The 21,526-nt window shown below is 66.9% G+C and carries 15 protein-coding genes, 1 tRNA gene and 1 riboswitch; of the genes, 2 read left to right on the top strand and 14 right to left on the bottom strand.

The features are described 5' to 3' along the window. Positions 1-58: 58 nt before the first annotated feature. Together M2390_RS07225 and M2390_RS07230 are read left to right on the top strand one after the other, a co-directional pair. Complete coding sequence (locus M2390_RS07225) at positions 59-2,626, top strand: transglycosylase domain-containing protein (protein ID WP_259177815.1); 2,568 nt, start codon at positions 59-61, stop codon at positions 2,624-2,626. 14 nt (positions 2,627-2,640) lie between these two features. Next, entirely contained in the window at positions 2,641-3,600 is a 960-nt protein-coding gene (locus tag M2390_RS07230) for a metallophosphoesterase (RefSeq protein WP_259177816.1), read from the top strand. A gap of 234 nt (positions 3,601-3,834) precedes the next feature. Here the strand turns inward: M2390_RS07230 and M2390_RS07235 are convergent. The 14 genes from M2390_RS07235 to M2390_RS07300 all read right to left on the bottom strand — a co-directional run bounded on the left by M2390_RS07235 (position 3,835) and on the right by M2390_RS07300 (position 21,484). Further along, positions 3,835-3,908 (bottom strand) — tRNA-Pro (locus M2390_RS07235). A 140-nt stretch (positions 3,909-4,048) separates the two neighbouring features. After that, a complete protein-coding gene (locus M2390_RS07240) occupies positions 4,049-5,590 on the bottom strand; it encodes a bifunctional hydroxymethylpyrimidine kinase/phosphomethylpyrimidine kinase (protein ID WP_259177817.1) in 1,542 nt (513 codons plus the stop codon). Beyond that, entirely contained in the window at positions 5,587-6,249 is a 663-nt protein-coding gene (gene thiE, locus M2390_RS07245) for a thiamine phosphate synthase (protein ID WP_259177818.1), read from the bottom strand. Before thiE ends, M2390_RS07240 begins: the two co-directional genes overlap by 4 nt. Then, a complete protein-coding gene (gene thiM, locus M2390_RS07250) occupies positions 6,246-7,055 on the bottom strand; it encodes a hydroxyethylthiazole kinase (RefSeq protein ID WP_259177819.1) in 810 nt (269 codons plus the stop codon). Before thiM ends, thiE begins: the two co-directional genes overlap by 4 nt. Then, positions 7,047-7,138, bottom strand: a riboswitch (TPP riboswitch). Its footprint overlaps the gene before it by 9 nt. Before the next feature lie 57 nt (positions 7,139-7,195). Continuing rightward, a complete protein-coding gene (locus M2390_RS07255) occupies positions 7,196-8,521 on the bottom strand; it encodes a UDP-glucose/GDP-mannose dehydrogenase family protein (protein ID WP_259177820.1) in 1,326 nt (441 codons plus the stop codon). Further along, positions 8,518-9,144: a thymidine kinase gene (locus M2390_RS07260; RefSeq protein WP_259177821.1), complete on the bottom strand. Its 627-nt coding sequence runs from the start codon at positions 9,142-9,144 to the stop codon at positions 8,518-8,520. Before M2390_RS07260 ends, M2390_RS07255 begins: the two co-directional genes overlap by 4 nt. 59 nt (positions 9,145-9,203) lie before the next feature. Further along, a complete protein-coding gene (locus M2390_RS07265; RefSeq protein WP_259177822.1) occupies positions 9,204-10,682 on the bottom strand; it encodes a malate:quinone oxidoreductase in 1,479 nt (492 codons plus the stop codon). Beyond that, positions 10,679-11,890 (bottom strand): diguanylate cyclase domain-containing protein, encoded by a 1,212-nt coding sequence (locus M2390_RS07270; RefSeq protein WP_259177823.1) that lies wholly within the window; start codon positions 11,888-11,890, stop codon positions 10,679-10,681. Before M2390_RS07270 ends, M2390_RS07265 begins: the two co-directional genes overlap by 4 nt. Then, complete coding sequence (locus tag M2390_RS07275; RefSeq protein WP_259177824.1) at positions 11,880-13,601, bottom strand: cell wall metabolism sensor histidine kinase WalK; 1,722 nt, start codon at positions 13,599-13,601, stop codon at positions 11,880-11,882. The genes M2390_RS07270 and M2390_RS07275 overlap by 11 nt, the downstream gene beginning before the upstream one ends. A gap of 63 nt (positions 13,602-13,664) precedes the next feature. Continuing rightward, a complete protein-coding gene (locus M2390_RS07280; RefSeq protein WP_259177825.1) occupies positions 13,665-14,720 on the bottom strand; it encodes an aspartate-semialdehyde dehydrogenase in 1,056 nt (351 codons plus the stop codon). A gap of 192 nt (positions 14,721-14,912) precedes the next feature. Next, complete coding sequence (locus M2390_RS07285; protein WP_121689634.1) at positions 14,913-16,178, bottom strand: aspartate kinase; 1,266 nt, start codon at positions 16,176-16,178, stop codon at positions 14,913-14,915. 133 nt (positions 16,179-16,311) lie between these two features. Then, positions 16,312-16,908: a recombination mediator RecR gene (gene recR, locus M2390_RS07290; protein ID WP_121689633.1), complete on the bottom strand. Its 597-nt coding sequence runs from the start codon at positions 16,906-16,908 to the stop codon at positions 16,312-16,314. A 57-nt stretch (positions 16,909-16,965) separates the two neighbouring features. After that, a complete protein-coding gene (locus M2390_RS07295; protein ID WP_259177826.1) occupies positions 16,966-19,965 on the bottom strand; it encodes a DNA polymerase III subunit gamma and tau in 3,000 nt (999 codons plus the stop codon). Between the two features lie 58 nt (positions 19,966-20,023). After that, a complete protein-coding gene (locus tag M2390_RS07300) occupies positions 20,024-21,484 on the bottom strand; it encodes an NAD(P)/FAD-dependent oxidoreductase (RefSeq protein WP_259177827.1) in 1,461 nt (486 codons plus the stop codon). Positions 21,485-21,526: the final 42 nt, after the last annotated feature.

Here is a 21,526-nt window from a genome sequence, read left to right on the forward strand (position 1 = left end):
TATGAAGTTCGGGGCCCGGATAGGGATTCTTTCAGCAATGTCGCTTAAACTGAATCCTATGCCTCAAGAAAAACGTACCGGTAGCGGTGTCCTGGGTAGCCTGATGGGCTTCATCGGTCTCAGCGTCGCCGCGGGGATCCTCGTGACCGCAGCGGTCACCCCCGCCCTCGCCGTGACCGGCATGTCCACCAAGGGTGCCATCAACGCATTCGATGGGCTCCCGGCTTTCCTGGACATTGATCCGCCGATGGAGCGTACAAACATCTACGCGACCGCCTCGGACGGCAGCCACCAGCTGCTGGCCACCTTCTACGACCAGAACCGCCAGCAGGTGGGCTGGGACGAAGTCTCCCAATACTTCAAGGACGCCGCGGTTTCCGCCGAGGACCCGCGTTTCTATGACCACGGCGGCGTGGACCTGATTGGTACCACCCGCGCGCTGCTCTCAAACTTTGTGAAGTCCTCCGGCACCCAGGGTGGTTCCTCGATCACCCAGCAGTACGTGAAGAACGTGCTGGTGCAGAACGCAGCACAGATTACCAATAAGGAGGAAAGCGACGCGGCCTATGAGGACGCGATCCGCCAGACCCCCGAGCGTAAGCTGCGCGAAATGCGCTACTCGATCGGTGTGGAGCAGAAGTACACCAAGGACCAGATCCTGCTCGGGTACCTCAACATCGCCAACTTCGGTGGTGTCTCCTACGGTGTCGAGGCAGCCTCGCAGTACTACTTCGGGGTGTCCGCCAAGGATGTCAACATCCAGCAGGCGGCCACGCTCATCGCGATCGTGAACAACCCCAACGGTCTGCGCATCGACCGTCCCGACAGCGAGAAGAACGGCGCGGCCAACGGCTATGCCGCGACCAAGGAACGCCGCGACTACGTCATCAACAAGATGCTCAAGGAGGGGAAGATCACCAAGGAGCAGCACGACGAGGCGATTGCGAGCCCCATCGAGCCGAACCTGAAGCCGCCGAGCACCGGTTGCCAGGCTGCCGGTAACGCCGCCTACTTCTGTAACTACGTGCAGAACACCATCCTGAACAGCCCCGAATTCGGTGCGACCCTGGATGACCGGCGCGCGACCCTGCGTCGTGGTGGCATGGACGTCTACACCTCCCTCGACCTCGACATCCAGAACGCCGCACAGGCCGCGATGGACCGCTGGGTTCCCCAGGAGAAGCCGAACGTTGAGCTCGGTGCCGCCGCCTCGACCGTGCAGCCGGGTACCGGCCGCGTGCTGGCGATGGTTCAGAACAAGACCTTCTCCGAGGACCAGCAGGTGGGCGAGGCAAGCCGTTCGCACACCAGCATCAACTACAACACCGACTACAACTACGGTGGCTCCAACGGCTTCCAGGTGGGTTCGCAGTACAAGGTCTTTGTGCTGCTGGACTGGTTGAAGTCCGGCAAGTCGCTCAACGACACCGTTGACGCCAGCCGGCAGTCCTACACCCGCTGGACCGACAGCTGTGAGCCCGGCGGAAAGATGACCACGGCACCGTGGAACCCGCAGAACTACGACGGTAGCGGTTCGGGACGAATCACCCCTTATGAGGCGACCCGACGCTCGGTGAACACCGCGTTTGTGAACATGGCCAGCAAGCTGGACCTGTGTGACATCCGCAAGACCGCCGAGTCCCTCGGTGTCCACCGCGCAGACGGCGGCGAGCTCTCCAAGCTCCCCTCCGCGGTCCTCGGTGCAAACGAAATTGCCCCGCTGACCATGGCGAGTGCCTTCGCGGGTATCGCCGCTCAGGGTAAGTTCTGCACCCCGGTTGCCATCGACAAGATCGTGGGTCCGGGCGGTAAGGACATGGCCGTGCCGAAGTCCAGCTGTGACCAGGCGGTAACCCCCGAGGTTGCCAACACCGCGGCCTATGCCATGCAGGCCGTGTTTGGTCCCGGTGGAACCGCCGCCAACGCGGTTGTCCCCGGTGCCCCGCAGTTCGGTAAGACCGGTACCGCGGATGACGCGTACGACACCTGGATCACCGGTGGAACCACCAAGGCCGTGACCTCGTTCTGGATCGGTAACGTGCAGGGCATGCCCGGCACCGGCCGTAAGTCCTCGATGTATAACGTGCAGGCAAACGGAACCAGCGCCTTCCAGGCAAAGTTCCGGGCGTTTGCCGGGATCACCACCGCGACCATCGGCAAGTTCGGTGGAGACGCCTTCCCGAAGCCGGATGCCTCGCTGACCAAGACCCAGCAGAGCCCGGTCCCGGATGTGAGCGGTCAGAGCGTCGCCGACGCCACCGCCGCGCTCACCGCCGCCGGATTCAACGTGCAGGTGGGTGACCCGGTTCTCTCGAGTGTGGCAGCGGGAATGGTGGCGGGTACCGACCCGGCCGCCGGCACCAACGTGACCTCGGGTAACACGATCACCATCCGCCCGAGCGACGGCACCGGGAAGAGCGTTCCGGATCTGTCGAACATGACCGGCGATCAGGCGAAGTCGGCCCTCCAGGGCATCGGCTTCACCAGCGTGGATCAGAAGTGTGTGGCCGACCCGACCGCGCCGCCCGGTGACGGTAAGGTGACCGCACAGATCCCCGCCGCCAATACGATGGTGAACCCGGCCAATACGCCGGCCTCCATCACCGTAACCAAGCAGAGCTGTTAGCAAGGAGCACCCCGATGGCCCGACGGACCGGCAGAATTACTCCCCTGGTGGGGGTGTTGGCCGTCGCGGCCGCGGGGTGTTTTGCGTGGGCGAGCCTGGTGGAACGACGCCTGTTCACACTGCGTCGGGTCGAAATCCCGGTGCTTCCGGCGGGAAGCGACCCGATCAAGATCCTGCACCTCTCGGATCTGCACATGGCCCCCTGGCAGCGCGATAAGCAGGCCTGGGTGCGCTCGCTGGCAGCAGAACAGCCCGACCTCGTGGTGGACACCGGCGATAATCTCGGCCATGCCGACGGCATCCGCGGGATCGAGCTGGCCTTTGCCGAGTTTGGTGGGATTCCCGGCGTCTACGTCAACGGTTCCAACGACTACTACGGTCCGGTGCGGAAAAACTGGCTGCGGTATTTCCGTGGACCCTCCTCCTCGGCGGCCTCGGCACCTCGCCGCTCCAAGGATCTTGACACTCCCCGTCTCGAGCGCTTTTTCACCGAGGCGCTGGGATGGCGCTCACTGAACAACCGGGTGGATGAGATCACCATCCGCGGAACCAAGATCGGGTTCTTCGGGGTCGACGATCCGCATATCGGACGGGACCGTCTCGATCTGCTCACCGGGCTGCTGGACGGGCAGGAAGACGCCGATTCCTTCGAGTCCGACACCGCCGCACCCGCGCTGCACATCGGCGTGGCCCATGCCCCGTATCAGCGTGTGCTCAACTCGTTTGTGACCCACGGCGCCGATGTGATCCTGGCCGGCCACACCCACGGCGGGCAGGTGTGTGTGCCGGGGGTGGGTGCCCTGGTGACCAACTGCGATATCCCGCGACGTCAGGTCAAGGGACTGAGCCTCTGGCGACACGCATTCCGCAGCGCCTACCTCAACGTCTCGGCGGGCCTGGGCACCTCGATCTACGCCCCGGTGCGCTTTGCCTGCCGCCCCGAGGCCACCCTGGTCACCCTGGTGGCCCGCTAGGCGGCTCGCCCTCCACGCCGCCTCAGACACGCCTCAGCCACGCCTCAGACGCCCGCACACCCAGGTGTGCGGGCGTCTTGTGCGCATGTATGCCGTGCGACAGTATGCCCTGCGTCAGCGCGAAGGAGAGCACCCCTGCGGAGGAGGACGAGCACAGCCGCCGAGTGGGTGAGTGGCCCGGCGCAAAACAAAAGCCGGTCAGATTTCTCTGACCGGCTTTGATGTTTCCATCTGTCGGGGTGGCGGGAATTGAACCCACGACCTCTTCGTCCCGAACGAAGCGCGCTACCAAGCTGCGCCACACCCCGATGGTGATCTTGCGACCTCTATTAGAGTACCTGATTTTCATCCGGAGTTTGACCACGGACCCCAAAAGCGGCGCATTTTTAGCGTGTTTCCGCGGTTTTCCGGCGTGCACACCCGCGGGGGAATGTGCACGCCGGGTGTGTCATTCGGCGTGTCCGGGAACCGCTCGAGCCTCCAGCGGGGCGGCAAAGAAGGCGACCTCATGGGCCGAAGCGCGCTCGAAGGCCTCGAACATCCGCGCCCGCGTCTCCGGATCCGCCCGACGCACGGCCTCCCCCACATATCTGATGGCCGAGCGGGTCGAGCGGGCAAAAGCCTCATCGGCGTAGGTTTCCAGCCAGCTCGCATACGGGTGTTCGGGATGTGACTGCGCCACCAGGCGGGTCCCGATGTCCTGATAGAGCCAGTAGCAGGGCAGCACCGCGGCGATGATCACCGCGTAGTCCCCGCGCGCGGCTGCGGCCAACAGATGATCCACGTAGGCGATGGTCGCCGGAGCGGGCGGCGTGGAGAACACCTCGTCCTCGGGCAGCCAGCCCTGGTGAAGCTGGAGCTCTGCGGCGATCGCCCCGTTGGCACCGGCAGCCCAGAACGCCTGTTCTTCGGGGGTTGGAGCAAGCTTTGAGGCCTCGGCAAGCACTCGGGAGTAGTCCCGCAGGTAGAGCGCGTCCTGGGCCAGGTACCAGGTGAACGCGTCGCGATCGAGGGTTCCCGCACCAAGCTGCTCAACAAACGGGAGCGTGTTTGCCCGGTGCCGGATCGGGGCAATGGCCTGCCACCAGTCCTCGAGGTACTCACCGGCCGCACGCTCGGTAGCCAGGCCGCCGCGCGACCAGAGTCCGGCGAAGTGGGAGATCGGCCCGTGGCCCTCGCCCACGTGCAGGGAATCGGCGTGGGTGATCGACTCGGTCAGCCAGCGCTTGACCTCGGCGATGGCCGCAAGCCAGTCCCCGTCCGCGGCGATTCGAGTGGCCAGGGCCGCGGAGAGAGAACAGCCGGTTCCGTGGGTGTTTTCGGTGTGGATGCGCACACCCGAGAATTCCACCACACGCGCCCGCTCGGGCAGGGTGCCGGAGGCATCAACCAGGGCATCCGGAGCATGCGCCCCCTCCAGGTGTCCGCCCTTGGCGAGGACCCGTACGGCATAGCGCTCGGAGACGCGCAGCGCCTGCTCCAGGACACCCGGCCAGGTGGTGGCAGCGGGTTCCTCGGCGAGGATTGCCAGCTCGGGTATATTCGGGGTGATCAGGTGCGCCCGCGACAGCAGTCCGCGCAGCGCGGTCTCGGCTTCGGCCGCCAGGAGCCGGTCGCCGCTGGTCGCGATCATGACCGGATCGAGCACCACAAGCGGCGGGCGCACCTCATCCAGCCAGCGGGTGACGGTGTCGATCACCTCCGCGTCACCCAGCATCCCGATCTTCACAGCATCGATGACCACGTCATCCGAGACCGCATCCAGCTGCTCCCGCAGGAAGGCCACGGGCGGCACGTGCACGCTGCGCACACCCCGGGTGTTCTGAGCAACCAGCGCGGTGACCACGGCCATCCCGAAACCGCCGTTGGCGGCGATGGACTTGAGGTCGGCCTGGATGCCGGCCCCACCGGTGGGGTCGGTGCCGGCGATCGAGAGGACACGGACCGGACCGGAGCCCTCCGGATTCAGGTTGGCAACGTCCGCGCTCATGCCGCGGCTCCGTTCCAGGCTGCACGCAGCTCGCGGGCCGCTGCTTCGGGGTCGGGGACGGCACAGATCGCAGACACCAGCGCCGCACCCTCCAGGCCCGCCGCACGCAGGATCGGCAGATCCGCGGCGTGCAGCCCACCGATGGCCACCGCGGGCAACGGCGAAGCGGCGGAGAGTCGCGCAACCGCCGGGTGTCCCAGCCCGTCCGGCGCATCGGCCTTGGTGGTCGTGTTGTGCAGCGGTCCGATGCCGATGTGATCCACCACCCCCGAGGCCGCGGCGGCCGCGATCTCCTCGGGGGTACTGGCGGACAGCCCGAGAATCGCGTCGGTGCCGATCAGCGAACGGATCGCGGTCACCGGCAGATCGCTCTGCCCCACGTGCACGCCGGCCACCCGGGCCGCCCGCACCCGGGCGGCGAGAAACACGTCCACCCGGTCGTTGACAATCAGGGAAACATGCGCGGGCAGAGCCGCCGAGAGGGCCTCAACGTAGGCGAGGAAATCGCGGGCCGACGCGTCCTTTTCGCGCACCTGCACGGTGTTGACGCCCCCGGCTACCGCGGCCAGCACACCGCCCACGGGATCGTGTCCGGCGGCGCGCAGCTGGGCGGTATCGGTCACCAGGTAGACCGAGAGGTCGGGCTGGGGCAGGCTCATGCGATCACCATCCGAGCGGCGATGTGCGCGGATGAGACCTCGTCCAGGGCGTCCAGGAACGCGATCTGGAAGCTACCCGGCCGTGGTGCCCGCTCGGCGGCGAGTTCGGCGGCGATGTTGTAGGTGCTGACCGCGGCCACGGCCGCCACCAGCGGGTCCTCGTCCACCGAGGCGAAGGCCGCCAGGACCGCGCCCAGGGCGCATCCCCCGCCGGTGATCCGGGTTTGCAGCACATGACCGTTGGACAGGCGCACAAACCGCTCCCCGTCGGTGATCAGGTCGGTGGGCCCGGAGACCGCGAGGACCGCGCCTGTTCGACGGGCGAGTGCCACCGCGGCATCCCGCGCACTCTCGACCCCGTCGGTCGCGTCCACGCCGCGTCCGCCGGTGCCCGCCTCGGCCAGCGCCAGGATCTCCGAGGCGTTGCCGCGAATGATGGTGGGGCGAAGCTCGCGCAGCTCCAGTGCGAGGGCCGTACGGACCGGCAGAGCGCCGATGGCAACCGGATCAAGCACCCACGGGGTGCCCGCCTCGTTCGCGGCGCTCACGGCCTCCCGGGCGGCTTCACGCTGTTCGGGCACCGGGGTGCCGAGGTTGATCAGCAGGCCCTGGGCGATGCGGGCAAACGGACCGGCCTCGCCGACGATGTCACACATCGCCGGGGCCGCCCCGAGCGCCAGCAGCGCATTGGCGGTGAAATTAGTGACCACCGCATTGGTGATGCTCTGCACGAGCGGCGCGGTTTCACGCACCCGCTCGAGGGCGGTCTGGGTCTGGAAAATAAGGTTTTCTGGCGTGCGCGACATGCGCGACATCCCTTCGCTAGTACAAGCTAGATCAGGTTCGACGGGTGTAATCTCAGCCCCGGAGGGCACCCCGTGTCACGTGGTTTTCGGGTGTCACGCTATCACACCCGGCCGGGTTACCGGCGAATCGCGGCGGCCGCCTAGCGGCGGCCCAGCCCGTGATAGGCCCAGCCCGCGCCGCGCCAGGCCGCGCGGTCCAGGCAGTTGCGTCCGTCAATCACGATCGGAGCCTCCACGAGGGCCGCGGCAGCAACGGGATCCAGGTTTCTAAACTCGGACCACTCGGTGAGAACCAGCACCAGCTCGGCACCGCGCAGGGCCGCATCGGTGGAGGTCACATAGTTGAGTTCGGGGGTGTGCCGGCGGGCGGTTTCAACCGCCTGTGGATCGGTCGCGGTCACCACGGCACCGCGGGCGGCCAGGCGGGTCGCGATATCGAGGGCCGGTGAATCTCGGACGTCATCACTATCGGGCTTAAACGCCAGTCCCAACACCGTAATCCGGCGACCGGCGAGGTCTCCCAAGATCGCCTCGGCTCGCTCCACCACGTGGTCGCGACGACGCAGATTGATGGCGTCCACCTCGGCCAGGAAGCCCAGCGACTCCCCCACCCCGAGCTCATTGGCCCGCGCCGAGAACGCGCGGATATCCTTGGGCAGACAGCCGCCGCCGAAGCCGATGCCCGCACGCAGGAAACGTGATCCGATGCGGTTGTCGTACCCGATTGCGGTGGCCAAATCGCTCACGTCACCGCCGGTCACATCGGCGATTTCGGCCATCGCGTTGATGAAGGAAATCTTGGTGGCCAGGAACGCGTTGGCGGCGACCTTCACCAGCTCGGCGGTGGCAAAGTCGGTGACCACGAGCGGGGTCCCGGCGGCCAGTGCATCGGCGTAGACCTCGTCCAGCAGTTCGCGTCCGGGAGCGCTGACGCTCTCTCCCTCACGGACCAGGCTCTCGGCAGCAAACCCATACACCAGGCGATCCGGGCGCAGGGTGTCCTGAACCGCAAAGCCCTCGCGCAGGAACTCGGGGTTCCACGCCAGCTCGGCCCCGCGCTCCCGTACGCGCGCGACCAGCGTCTCCGCGGTGCCCACCGGCACGGTGGACTTGCCCACCACCAGGTCCCCCGGAGACAACCGGGGCAGCAGGGTGTCCAGGGCCGCGTGCAGGTAGCTCAGATCCGCGGCACCGCCATCGGCGGCCTGCGGGGTACCCACACCGAGGAAGTGCACGCGGGCCTCGCGCAGGAGCTCGGGATCGGTGGTGAACCGGAGGTTCCCGCTTGCGCCGGCCTCGGAGAGCAGCTCGGGCAGCCCGGGCTCATAGAAGGGTGCACGGCCGGCAGCCAACGAGGCAATCTTCTCGGCGTCCACGTCCAGGCCGACCACCTCGTGACCGAGGGTCGCCATCGCGGCGGCGTGAACCGCGCCCAGGTATCCGCATCCGATAACCGAAATCTTCATCGGGCCAGCTCCGTTTCATTCAGCTCACGTACGAGAGTGGGCATCTTGCCGCCGCACTCGGTGAGATAACAGTTTCCGCACAGGGATTCGTAGCCGGCCTCGGTGCCGTCAATCACCACCTGCTCGCCGGAAAAGACGAAGCGGCCGTTCTCGATGCGCGCATTGAAGAGCGCCTTGCGCCCGCAACGGCAGATGGTCTTGAGTTCCTCGATGCTGTGAGCAATCTCCAGCAGGCGACGCGATCCGGGGAAGGCCACGGTTTGGAAATCGGTGCGGATGCCGTAGGCGAGCACCGGGACATCCTCCAGCAGCGCGATCTCCAGCAGCGCATCAATCTGCGTGGTCTCCAGGAACTGCGCCTCATCCACCAGCAGCGCGTGCACGGGCTCGCCGCCGCGCGCGCGAGCAAACAGCTCGTGCACATCGGTGCCCCCACCGATCAAAAAATCGGTCTGCCGGCTCACGCCTAAACGACTACTAATCGCGCCATCGGCCTTGGTATCGATGCCCGGCTTTGCCAGCAGCACACGATGCCCGCGCTCCTCATAGTTAAATGCGGCCTGCAGCAGGGCGGTGCTCTTGCCCGAGTTCATCGCCCCGTAGCGGAAATACAGTTTCGCCATTGGACCAGTCTAAGCGAGCCGGGGCATCCGCTGCCCCGGCTCGCTCACAGCGGGGACGCCTAGAGCTCGATCTGTAGGACCTCGGCGGTCTCGGCCAGCACCGCGCGGGCGCGGTCGGGATCGTCGTTGAGGTTGGTGCCGAGGGTCGGGATCATCCGGGTCAGTTCACGTTCCCAGCCCGAGTACTCGTTCGGGAAGCAGCGCTTGAGCAGATCGATCATGATCGGCACGGCGGTGGAGGCCCCCGGTGAGGCGCCCAGCAGACCCGCGATTGAGCCGTCTCCGGCGGCGATCAGCTCGGTGCCGAACTGCAGGATGCCACCCTTTTTCGGATCCTTCTTGATGACCTGGGCGCGCTGACCGGCCACGATCAGGTGCCAGTCCTTGGCCTCGGCGGTGGGCATAAACTCACGCAGCGCGGCGAGCTTCTTGGCCCGCGAGGCCGTCAACTCCTTGAGCAGGTACGAGATCAGCGAGGGGTTGTCCTTGGCGACCGCGAGCATCGGGATGATGTTGCCCGGACGCAGCTGGGTGATCAGGTCCCACAGGTTCCCGTTTTTCAGGAACTTGGGGCTGAATCCGGCATACGGCCCAAACAGCAGGCTCGACTGGCCGTCCACCACGCGCGCATCCAGGTGCGGCACCGACATCGGCGGGGCACCCACCGCGGCCTGGCTGTACACCTTGGCCGAGTGCTGGGCGACAATCTCGGGGTTGTCGGTCCGCAGGAACGCCCCGGAAATCGGGAAGACTCCGTAGCCCTTGATCTCGGGGATGCCCGACTTCTGCAGCAGCTTGAGCGCCCATCCGCCGGCACCCACAAACACAAACTTGGCGTTGATCTCACGCGGGGTGCGACCCACCAGATCACGCGAGCGGATGCGCCAGGTCCCATCGGCCAGCTTCTTCAGCCCGCGCACCTCGTGGTTGAGGCGCAGCTTGGCGCCCGAGGTCACCGCGGCGTCCATCAGTTCATGGGTCAGCGCGCCGAAGTCCACGTCGGTTCCGGCGCTCATCCGAGTGGCCGCATATGTATCGCCGGCCAGACGCTTTGTCATCAGCAGGGGCGCCCACTGATTGATCTGGCGCGTGTCGGTGGAGTATTCCATGGTCTGGAACAGCGGCTCGTTACGCAGCGCCTCGAAGCGCTTACGCAGGTACTCCACGTCCTTCTCGCCGTGGACAAAGGTCATGTGCGGGGCCGTGTTGATGAACGTGTTCGGGTCGTGCAGCACACCCTCACGCACCAGGTGCGCCCAGAACTGCCGGGACACCTGGAACTGCTCGTTGATCTGCAGCGCCTTGGCCGGATTGACGGTGCCATCCGGGGCCTCGGGCATGTAGTTCAGCTCACACATGGCCGCATGGCCGGTGCCCGCGTTGTTCCACGGGTTGGAGCTCTCCTGGGCGACATCGCCCAGACGCTCATAGATTTCGATTGACCAGTCCGGCTGCAACCGGGAAATAAGAGTAGCCAACGTTGCGCTCATGATACCGCCGCCGATAAGAGCCACGTCGACCGGCTGTGAAGTCGTCATGAGGCTAGCTTATGCCCCAACGCATCAACCCGCGAACCGTCCCGGGCAACCCGCACCTCGGCGATCACGTTTCCCGCGTCGGCACGTGCCGCGGCGAGGCGCTCGTTCACCGCGCCCCACAGAATGTCCCATTCGACCCCGGGTTCGGCCTGTTCGGCCACGCCCACACTCGCGCTCATACGCAGTCCACGCTCGGGTGCCAGCGGGGTTTCGGCGAGGGTCGTGAGGATCCCGCGGGCCACATCGCGCCCGGTGGTGACCTCATCCATCATCGCCAGGACGGCGAAGTGGCCCTCTCCGAGGTGACCGATGATCGCGGTGGGTGGGACACTGCCCCGCAGAACCGCCACAAAGCGCAGGATCGCCTCCTGCGCGGCCGAGGCACCGTAGGCCACCTGGAAGTCGGAGAGTCCATCGATTCTCGGCTGGAGCAGCGCCACCCGGATCCCGTGCTGCCGGGAGCGCACCATCCGGTCCTTTGCTCCGGCGGCAAAGGCCGGTGCCGAAAGCACGTCCATCGAGAAGTTGACCGCGCCGCCACCCGGAGTCGGAGCCAGCCGGTGCTGAGTGTCGCGTTCGGCACGAATCGCGGTCAGGCAGATCGAAGAGATCACCAGCAGCACCGTGACCACGAGGGTCGCCGTCGCGGTGCCATACAGCGGGTTCGCCTCGATGGTTTTCACCCCGGTGGCCGTCAGTTCAAGCGCGCGGTCCAGCTGATAGAGCCCGCCCAGGATCATCGCCGTGGCAAACACCCGCGCATACACGTTGCGACGCAGCGGCGGACGCAGCGCCTCCCAGCCGATCAGTCCGGCAAAGATCCCCACGGTCACCATGTATCCGGCCGCGCCCGCCCACACGCCGTGCTCGGCCCAGAACAGCGGCACCAGGGCCGCACAGATCAGTCCGCCGAGCATCGGGAGCTGGATCAGCGATCGCCGACCGTTGAACAGTCGAGTCCCGCTCCACACGGCGCCCAGCGTGAACGCGAACGCCCCATTGGCCACGGCCAGGATGATCCATCCGTCGTTCAGCGTTGCCGAGACCGCGTAGCAGCCGGCGCTGACCAGCCCCGACATGAAGCCCAGGGACCAGTACAGTCCCGAACGATCGTGCCCGCGAAAGACGGTGTGCAGCACAAACGGCACCGCACAGATGATGGCCATCAGGCCGTTGACCAGCTGCAGGGTCGCCGCATCAAAGTTCATATTCGGGGATCCGATCGCTGTGGTGAGGAAGGGTGACGGTGACGATGGTGCCGATGCCCAGCTCGCTGGCCACCTCGATCGAGCCGCCGTGCTGGTCGATGATGTCGCGGCAGATGGCCAGGCCCAGCCCGGTCCCGTGAATCGTCGAGATGCGCATATCGTCGGCGCGATAGAAGCGTTGGAAGGCGCGGGCGCGGTCCTGATCGGACATGCCCAGGCCGGTATCGGCGATGCTCAACCGAACGCCGTGGTCGTCGGTTTCGATTCGGGCGGTGACCGTGCCCCCATCGCGGTTGTACTTGAGCGCGTTGCTCACCAGGTTGTCGACCACCTGGCGCAGCCGGAAGCCATCGGCGTTCATCGGGACCGTGTCGGGGGCGCTGATGCTCAGGCTCACGTTGCGGTCCGCCGCCGCGGGTTCGGCCGAGGCGATGGCCTCCCCCACGATCTCGCGCAGGTCACAGTGTCCACGGGTCAACACAAACGCCTGATCGGAGTCTCGCGCCGCCTGCAACAGGTCCGAGACGATCGCGAGCATCCGCTCGGAGTTCCCGAGGATGATCTCGATCTGCTTGCGGGTGCCCTCGTCCAGGCCATCATCGTCCAGCACCAGATCCAGGTAGCCAATGACCGAGGTGAGCGGGGTGCGCAGCTCATGGGAGACCGAGGCAATCAGGTCGTCCCGGGAGCGCAGCGCCTGGAGTTCGGAGGTGATGTCGCGCTGGACCAGGACCGAGCCACCCTCGGGGAGCTGACGACCGGACACGGCCAGCGCGATACTCGGGGCCAGCGGCGAGGTGAGCCACAGGACCAGGTCGGAGAACTCCTCTCCGCGGTGCAGGCGCTCCAGCGGCAGGTCGTCCACATCGGGTACCGTGCGCCGGTCGGCCCCAAACAGGCGTCCCTCGGCGTGCGCGGTGCGGTGGCTGCCGTAGCGCAGCTTGAGCACCCGGAACGCATCATTGCGGTGTCCGCGGTTTCCCTCGGCATCGTAGGCGACCACGGCAAACGGCACCGCGTTCAAAACCGTATCCAGGGTGCCCTGCTGGATTCGGGCGTCGTCGTAGGAGCGGGTCATCAGGGCCGACTGGCGGGTGAGCAGGGCACGCTGGGCGGCGCTGCGACGGGTGTTTTGATAGGTCGCGGTGGAAATAAAGATCAGCGTGATCGGCAGCAGCAGGATACGCGGTAGATCGTGGAGACCCATCGGCCCCTCGGGCGCGATCACCCAGAGCAGGAGCGAGGCGAAGGCCGGACCGACAATCGCGCCCGTGCGCCCGAAATAGCCGGCCAGCCAGGTCACCGGGAACACCAGGAGAAGCCCCGCCCCCAGGGCCACATCCCCATTGCGGATCAGCACGATCGCCACGATATCCACGATCGGCAGAATCATGATCAACCAGCGCGGCCAGCTCGACCACCGACCGATCGCCGCCATCATGGTGGCCAAAAAGATCAGGCCCACCCCGGTCAGAATCACCGGGGACCGCAACACATCGGGATCCAGCAGCAGCGATGCGGTCACGATGATCAGCACCACCACCGCCAGCAGCAGCTGGGTCAGGAAAACCTCGCGCTCGCGGCTACTCGCGGTCAGCGGACCGTTGTGCTCGGGGAGAGCGGGCGTAATCGGTCCCGTTCGCGGACGTGCGCCGGCCCGGACCGAGCGCGGATCTGCCGCGAAGGGCTGGGGGATTTTCGGTGCGCGCATTCTCCGAGAATACAACGACCGGCGGCGGGGAAAATCCCCGCCGCCGGTGGTTTCAGGCAAACGTTAGTCGGCCAGCAGCTTCTCGGCCAGCAACTCGGCGATCTGCACGGTATTCAGCGCCGCACCCTTACGCAGGTTGTCATTCGAGATGAACAGGATCAGGCCGTGGCCGGCCGGGGCCGACTGGTCGGCGCGGATCCGACCCACATACGACGGGTCCTGACCGGCCGCCTGCAGCGGGGTCGGGATCTCGCTGAGCTCGACACCGGGGGCACCGGCGAGGATCTCGGTGGCGCGCTCCGGGGTGATCTCGCCGGAGAACTCGGCGTGTACCGAGAGCGAGTGACCGCTGAACACGGGAACGCGCACGCAGGTACCGGCCACCAGCAGCTCCGGCAGCTCGAGGATCTTGCGGCTCTCGTTGCGGAGCTTCTTCTCCTCGTCGGTCTCCCCCTCGCCGTCCTCGACGATGGCACCGGCCAGCGGCACCACGTTGAAGGCGATCGGCCGCTTGTAAACGGCGGGCTCGGGCAGGGTCACGGCGGAACCGTCGTGCACCAGGCGCTCGAAGTTCTCATCGGCCACGGCGGCGCGGGCCTGACCGGCCAGCTCGGCCACACCGGCGAGCCCGGAGCCGGACACCGCCTGGAAGGTGGTGATCGCCAGGCGGGTCAGACCGGCCTCGGCATCCAGCGCCTTGAGCACCGGCATTGCGGCCATCGTGGTGCAGTTGGGGTTGGCGATGATGCCCTTGGGCAGGTGGTTCAGCGCGTGCGGGTTGACCTCGGAGACCACCAGCGGGATCTCCGGGTCACCACGGAAGGCCGAGGAGTTGTCGATCACGGTCACACCGGCTGCCGCGAAGCGCGGGGCGTGAGCGCGCGAACCGGTCGCACCGGCCGAGAAGAGGGCGATCTGCAAACCGGTGGGATCCGCGGTCTCGATGTCTTCAATCACGACGTCGGTGTCGCCGAAGCGCACGGTCTTACCGGCCGAACGCGCGGTGGCGAACAGACGCAGCTCGGCGATCGGGAAGTTGCGGTCCTGCAGCAGCTGGCGCATCACGGTGCCAACCTGTCCGGTGGCGCCTACGATCCCGAGGCGTACTCCAGTGGTCATTGCGGTGTCTCCTTTGGCTTTTGCTCAGTCTAGCGAGCGATAACGCTGCGAAAATTTACGCTGGGCGAATTCTCACCCGGCGGTGGTGCGGGGATGGCCATCCCGTCGAGGCGGCATCCGATGGTGACAGATACAGCGGTGCGCCGGTCGACAGCATCGACCGGCGCACCACCGTAGGCGTGGTGGAAAAACCTAGCGACCGGTACCGGCGTAGACGGTGGCCTCGATGTCGTTGTCCAGGCCGAAGACCGAGTGCACCACGCGAGCGGCCTCGTTGACCGAGTCGGCGCGGGTCACCACGGAGATGCGGATCTCACTGGTCGAGATCATCTCGATGTTGATTCCCGCATCGGAAAGCGACTGGAACAGCTTGGCCGAGACGCCGGTGTTGGCCTTCATCCCCGCACCCACCAGGGCGAGCTTGCCGATCTGGTCATCGTGCTGGACCGAGACGAAACCGATGGTCTCCTGCTCGTTGCGCAGCGCGGTGAGCACCAGCTGGGCCTCCGACTTGGGCAGAGTGAAGGAAATGTCGGTCAGACCGGTCGACGCCGCCGACACGTTCTGCACGATCATGTCCACGTTGGCCTCGGTCTTGGCGATCAGGCTGAAAATCTGAGCGGCCTTACCGGGGACATCGGGGACACCCACAACGGTAATCTTGGCCTCGCTCAGGTCGGTGGCGACACCGGTGACGATGGGCTGTTCCATCTCGTCACCCTCCTTCGGGTTGTATACGAGGGTTCCCTCGTTGTTGCTAAATGATGAACGAACATGCAGGGTGACGCCGTGACGACGCGCAAACTCCACCGCGCGAATGTAGAGCACCTTGGCACCGTTGGCCGCGAGCTCCAGCATTTCTTCGGCGGTAATCTTGTCGATTTTACGCGCGAGCGGAACCACGCGGGGGTCCGAGGTGAATACGCCATCCACATCGGTGTAAATCTCGCACACATCGGCGTTCAGCGCCGCGGCGAGAGCCACCGCGGTGGTGTCCGAGCCGCCGCGACCAAGGGTCGTGATGTCGGCGGTGTCCAGGGAGAGCCCCTGGAATCCAGCCACGATCACAATCGCGCCCTCATCCAGTGCCGCACGCAGACGAACCGGATCCACCTCGACGATGCGGGCCGACCCGTGGTGGGTGTCGGTACGCATCCCCGCCTGGGGACCGGAGAAGGAACGGGCGTCATAGCCCATCGACTTGATGGCCATCGCCAGCAGAGCCACCGAGATCCGCTCACCACTGGAGAGCAGCATGTCCAGCTCACGCTGGTCGGGAATCGGGGAGACCTCGTGGGCCAGGTCCATCAGCTCATCGGTCGAGTCCCCCATGGCCGAGACGGCCACAACCACATCGTTTCCGGCCTTGCGGGTCGCGATAATTCGCTTGGCGACGCGCTTAATGCTCTCGGCGTCGGCAACCGACGATCCGCCGTATTTCTGAACGATTAGGCTCACGTGATACTCCTGGGGAATGGTGCGGGCATACGGCCCGCCGGATGTTTAGTCTAAATCGCCTTGAATAACGACCCCGGCATATTACGAGGTTCGCCACGGGGTGGTGGCGCACACCTCAGGTATGCGGCGGGATCTAGCCAATGACGGTGCGACCCTCAAACGCGCGACCGAGGGTTATCTCATCGGCGTATTCGAGGTCGCCGCCCACCGGCAGGCCCGAGGCGAGGCGGGTGACCTTGACCTCCAGGGTGGTGAGCAAACGGCTGAGGTAGGTGGCGGTAGCCTCCCCCTCAAGGTTCGGGTCGGTGGCGAGGATCACCTCGGTGACGGTTCCATCGGCAAGGCGCTGCATGAGCTGCCGAATCCGGAGATCATCCGGGCCGATTCCGTCGATGGGGCTGATCGCGCCGCCGAGCACATGGTAGAGGCCACGGAACTCGCGGGTGCGCTCGATGGCCACCACGTCCTTGGCTTCCTCCACCACACAGATCAGGGTTTGGTTACGGCGCGGATCGCGGCAGATCGAGCAGGTTTCCTGCTCGGCGACGTTGCCACAGATTTCGCAGAAGTGCACGCGGGTGCGAATCTGACCGAGGATTTCGGACAGTCGAGCCACGTCGACACTCTCGGTCTGCAGGATGTGGAACGCGATGCGCTGGGCAGACTTGGGACCGATTCCGGGCAGGCGACCGAACTCATCGATCAGTTCCTGAACAATTCCCTCGTACATGTGGTTCCTTATCTCCGCACGGGCAAGCCGTGCCGTTTTCCGGTGTGGTACCGGATGTTATCCGCGGTCGAAGCGGGTGGCCGGAATATAGGCCTGTTCCTCCAGGAAAACCGCGCCGAGAATTTCGCGGACAACGGCCTCACCGTAGCGGTTTCCCGAGGACGGAGCAAACCGCGCGGTTGCGGTAGGGGCCTCACGAGGCGGCGCGGTGGCCTCCGCGGGGGCGGGTGACGGCGTCGGCGGATGCGGGTCCGAGCCCTCATCCATCGGCCACTCGGTCGCGCCGGCGGGTGCCGGGGTGGCGGGGGCAACAGCGGGGGCCGCGACGTTCGCGGATGCGTCCTGCGTCGTGGATGCGGTGGTAGCGGTGGGGCCGCCTAGGGCGGGCTCCGCGGGGGCGTTGTCGCTGTACAGGGCGGCGAAGCGGCCCGGTGCTGCCGGAGCGCGGTTGGTGGCACCCGGGGGGATTGCGGCCCCCGGGGGGATCGCGGCGGCCGGCGGAATTACCGCGGCTGGTGCCCAGGCGGCGGGCTGATTCCCGCCGGGCTGGTTATTTCCAGGCTGGCCATTTCCGGGCTGGTTACCGCGCGGCCCGCGAGGTCCACCAAACCCGCCACCGGGATCCGGGAACGGCGGTTCGTCATCCGCGGGCGGGGCATCGTTATCGTCGGGGAACGGGATGTCCTCGGCGTCCATCGCACCCGCCGCCGGCGTGGTGACGGGCCGTGCCTGAGCGGGCGCGGGGGCAGCAGGCGCTGCCGCAGCAGCAGCGTGCGGTGCCGCTGCGGGGGCCGCGGACGTCGTGGCGGGAGCAGATCCGGGGATCGCCGCCACGGCCCAGCCGGTGGCCGCCGGACCCAGCGTGAGCCCATCCGGCAGCACCATCTCGGGTACCGCGGGAGTCGCCGCGGCGTTTCCGGCGGCCGGTTCGGGGTTGGTTTTTGCCGGAGCCGCGGCGTAGCCGGCCGAACGGGCGGGTCCGTCCGTTGACGCATCCGAGGCTTCGGCGCCCGAGGGAACCGGAGCGGTCGAGTCAGAGCCCGTCGGGACAGCAGCCACGGGAGCGGGCGCGGGCGCCGGCGGAATGACGGCAGGCGGAATGACGGCAGGCGGGATCACAGTGGGGGCCGGGGACGCATCGATTCTTGCGATGAATTTCACGGTCACCCCGAGCACCGCGAGGATCGAGGCGCGCACGTGTGCGCTCACGCCCTCACCGTTGGGTGCCGGCTGACGGAATCCCTCGGCGTCGAGCTGGCTGGGGAAGCTGAGGGTCAGTACGTCGTTCTCAAACGCCCGCACGGTCGCGGTACTGGCGACCATCCAGGATGCCCGCTTGCCCGCAGCCAGGTGGTCCAGGACCTCGGGCCAGGCATCACGAACCTGGGCAAAGTCAAGGGGCCGGTTGGGGTCCCGCGGTGCGGGGGCGACGTTTGCGGCCGAGGTCTGGGGTGCCGGGGCGGCGGTCTCGGGGACCACGCTCTCCGGTGCCGCGTCGGCACGGGACGCCGGGGTGTTGGCGGGGGCCGATGACGCGCCCTGACCGATGTTCGCGGTGGTCCACGCGGAGGTGGCTGCCGCAGCCGAGCTTGCCGGGGCAGGGGTGGCGGGCGTCGACGTCGCGGCTGTCGAGGTCGCGGGTACGGGGGCTGCGGAATCCGCGCTCGCGGGCACCGCCTGTGCTGCGGGCTCCGCCTGTGCTGCGGGCACCGATGCCGCCCGCGGTTCGGGAGCGCTCACGGCCGAGGCCTGCGCCACGGCGGGTGCGGCCGGGGTCTGCGCGGCCGGGCGCTTCCCCGCGGCACGAGCCAGGTCGGCACCGCTGAGGCCCGCGGTTGCCGGGTCGCCCATGCCGGGCACATCCGCAATGGACGCGCCCGAGAGCAGTGCGCCACCGGTCACGATCTGACGTTCGAGGCGTTCGACCCGAGCCAGGGCGCCGCGCTCGCTGTCATCCGATCCGGGGACCAGCACGCGCGCCACCAACAGTTCCAGGTGCAGGCGCGGGGCCGAAGCCCCCACCATCTCACCCAGTGCATCATTGACGATATCGGCCGTGCGGCTCAGGGCGGCGGGACCAAACGCGGCCGCCTGAATGGCCATCCGGTCCAGGTCCTCCTGCGGAACCCCGCGCAGCACCGAGGCGGCGGCATCGCCGGTAGCGCCCACCACAATCAGGTCGCGCAGGCGCTCAAGCAGGTCGTCGACGAAACGACGCGGGTCCTGTCCGGTCTGAATTACCCGGTCCACGGCGGCAAAGGCGGCGGCCGAATCCCGCTGCGACAGCGCATCCACGGCCTCATCCAGCAGCGCGCCGTGGGTGAACCCCAACAGCGCCACGGCTCGCTCATAGGAAACCGTGTCGTTTTCGGATCCGGCGATCAGCTGGTCCAGCAGGGACAGGGTGTCTCGCGCCGAGCCGCCCCCGGCACGCACAACCAGCGGCAGCACGCCGGGTTCGGTCGCGATCTTCTCAGAGGCACACAGCGACTCGACGTACTCCAGCATCTGGGCCGGCGGGATCAGCCGGAAGGGATAGTGGTGGGTGCGCGAGCGAATCGTGCCGATGACCTTATCGGGCTCGGTGGTCGCGAAGATAAACTTCACGTGCTCCGGCGGCTCCTCCACGATCTTGAGCAGCGCGTTGAAGCCGTTGGCCGTGACCATGTGGGCCTCGTCCAGGATAAAAATCTTGAAGCGGTCACGCGCCGGGGCAAACACGGCACGCTCGCGCAGGTCACGGGCGTCCTCGACACCACCGTGGCTCGCGGCGTCGATCTCGACCACGTCGAGCGAGCCACCACCGTCACGGCTGAGCTCGACACAGCTCGGGCACACGCCACAGGGGGTATCGGTGGGCCCCTCGGCGCAGTTGAGGCAGCGCGCGAGGATGCGGGCCGAGGTGGTCTTTCCGCACCCACGCGGTCCCGAGAACAGGTAGGCGTGGTTCACGCGGTTGGTGCGCAGCGCGGTCATCAGCGGATCGGTCACCTGAGACTGACCGATCAGTTCGGCAAAAGATTCTGGCCGATAACGGCGATAGAGAGCGGTAACCACCTGCCCAGTCTAATCGGGGACCACCGACCATCCCAGCCCCGGAACGGGATTTCCCGATCTAGACGGTACGCCCCGAGCCAAATCCCAGGTCCGGGAGCGGGATTCCCAGGTCCGCCAGGGCGGCACCGGCGGCGGCAAAACCACCCCGCCCGTGCACGCCGGGCCCCGGCGGGACCGAGGCGGAGCCGAGATACAGTCCGGGCACCGGGGTTCGCCAGGGTTCGCGTGCCAGTACCGGACGGGCCAGGAGCTGCGGCAGATCGGTGGCCCCGGTTCCGATGTCTCCGCCAATCATGCTGGGATTGCGTTCCTCCACCTGAGCGGCGCTGGTGTGCACACTCGCCAGGATGGTGTCACGGAATCCCGGGGCATACTTTTCGATCCGCGCGGTGATGATCTCGGTCGGATCCAGGGTGCTTCCCGCCGGTACGTGAACATAGGCCCAGAGCACGGCCTTGCCCTCGGGTGCACGGCCGGGATCCACGCTCGAGGGTTGCGTCACCAGCACATATGGCTGATCCGACATATTTCCACGAGTCACCGCATTCTCGGCGCGAGCGATGCTCCTGGCGCTTTCCCCCAGGTGAACGGTGGGTGCCTCACGGAGGGCGGAATCCAGCCAGGGCACGGGCTCAGAGAGCGCGAAGTCTACCTTGGCCGATCCATTCCCGTAACGGAATGAGCGCAGGCTCTTGCGATACTTCTCGGGCAGCACATCACCGGCGATATGGGCGAGGTCGCGCGCGGAGGTATCAAAAATGATGGCGTCGGAGCCGCGCAGTTCATCCGCGTGGGTGATCCGGGTGCCGGTGATCACGCGCCCCCCGTGCGCCTCGAGGTCGGCCAGCAGTGCGGCGGTCACCGCACCGGCACCACCGATCGGAACCGGCCACCCGCGGGGGCCGTGGGCGTGCGCGGCGAGGATCAGCCCCACGGCGCTCAGCGCGAGCGAGCGAATGTTTCCGATGCCGTGCGCCGCGACCCCGGCAAACATCGCTCGGGCCACCTCCGAACGCAGCCCCACACTCGCCTCCCCCAGCGGCGATGCGGCGAGGACCGCGAGTCCCAGCCGGGTCGCCAGGATCGGATGGGCGGGCGCATTTCCCAGCGGTGCCGAGATCAGATTGCCGACGGGTTCCAGCCGAGAGACCAGCGGGGCAAAGATCCGTCGCCAGCGCGCGCCATCGCCACCCAACCCGGCCACGGTGCGATCCAGGTCTCGGTAAGCCACCCCGATGTTGCCCGGCTCAAGCGCGTGGGCATAGGAGATCTCGGGTATCGCATAGGGAACCCGCTCGGTCAGTCCAAACGCCTGAAAAAACGGGGAGGTCATCGCCATCGGGTGCACCGCGGAACCCCAGTCGTGCCAAAACCCGGGAAGGGTCAGTTCCTCGGTGCGGCACCCGCCGCCAGGGGTATCCGCGGCCTCAAACACGGTGACGTCAAGCCCGGCCCGTGCCAGGGTCACCGCCGCCGCGAGTCCGTTGGGGCCACTTCCGATGATTGCCGCCGATGTCATGGGGCCAGTCTAGGCCGCGCCGCCGCGTTCGAGCGGAGGCGG

Source organism: Mycetocola sp. BIGb0189, from assembly GCF_024810155.1.
Lineage (GTDB): Bacteria > Actinomycetota > Actinomycetes > Actinomycetales > Microbacteriaceae > Mycetocola > Mycetocola lacteus.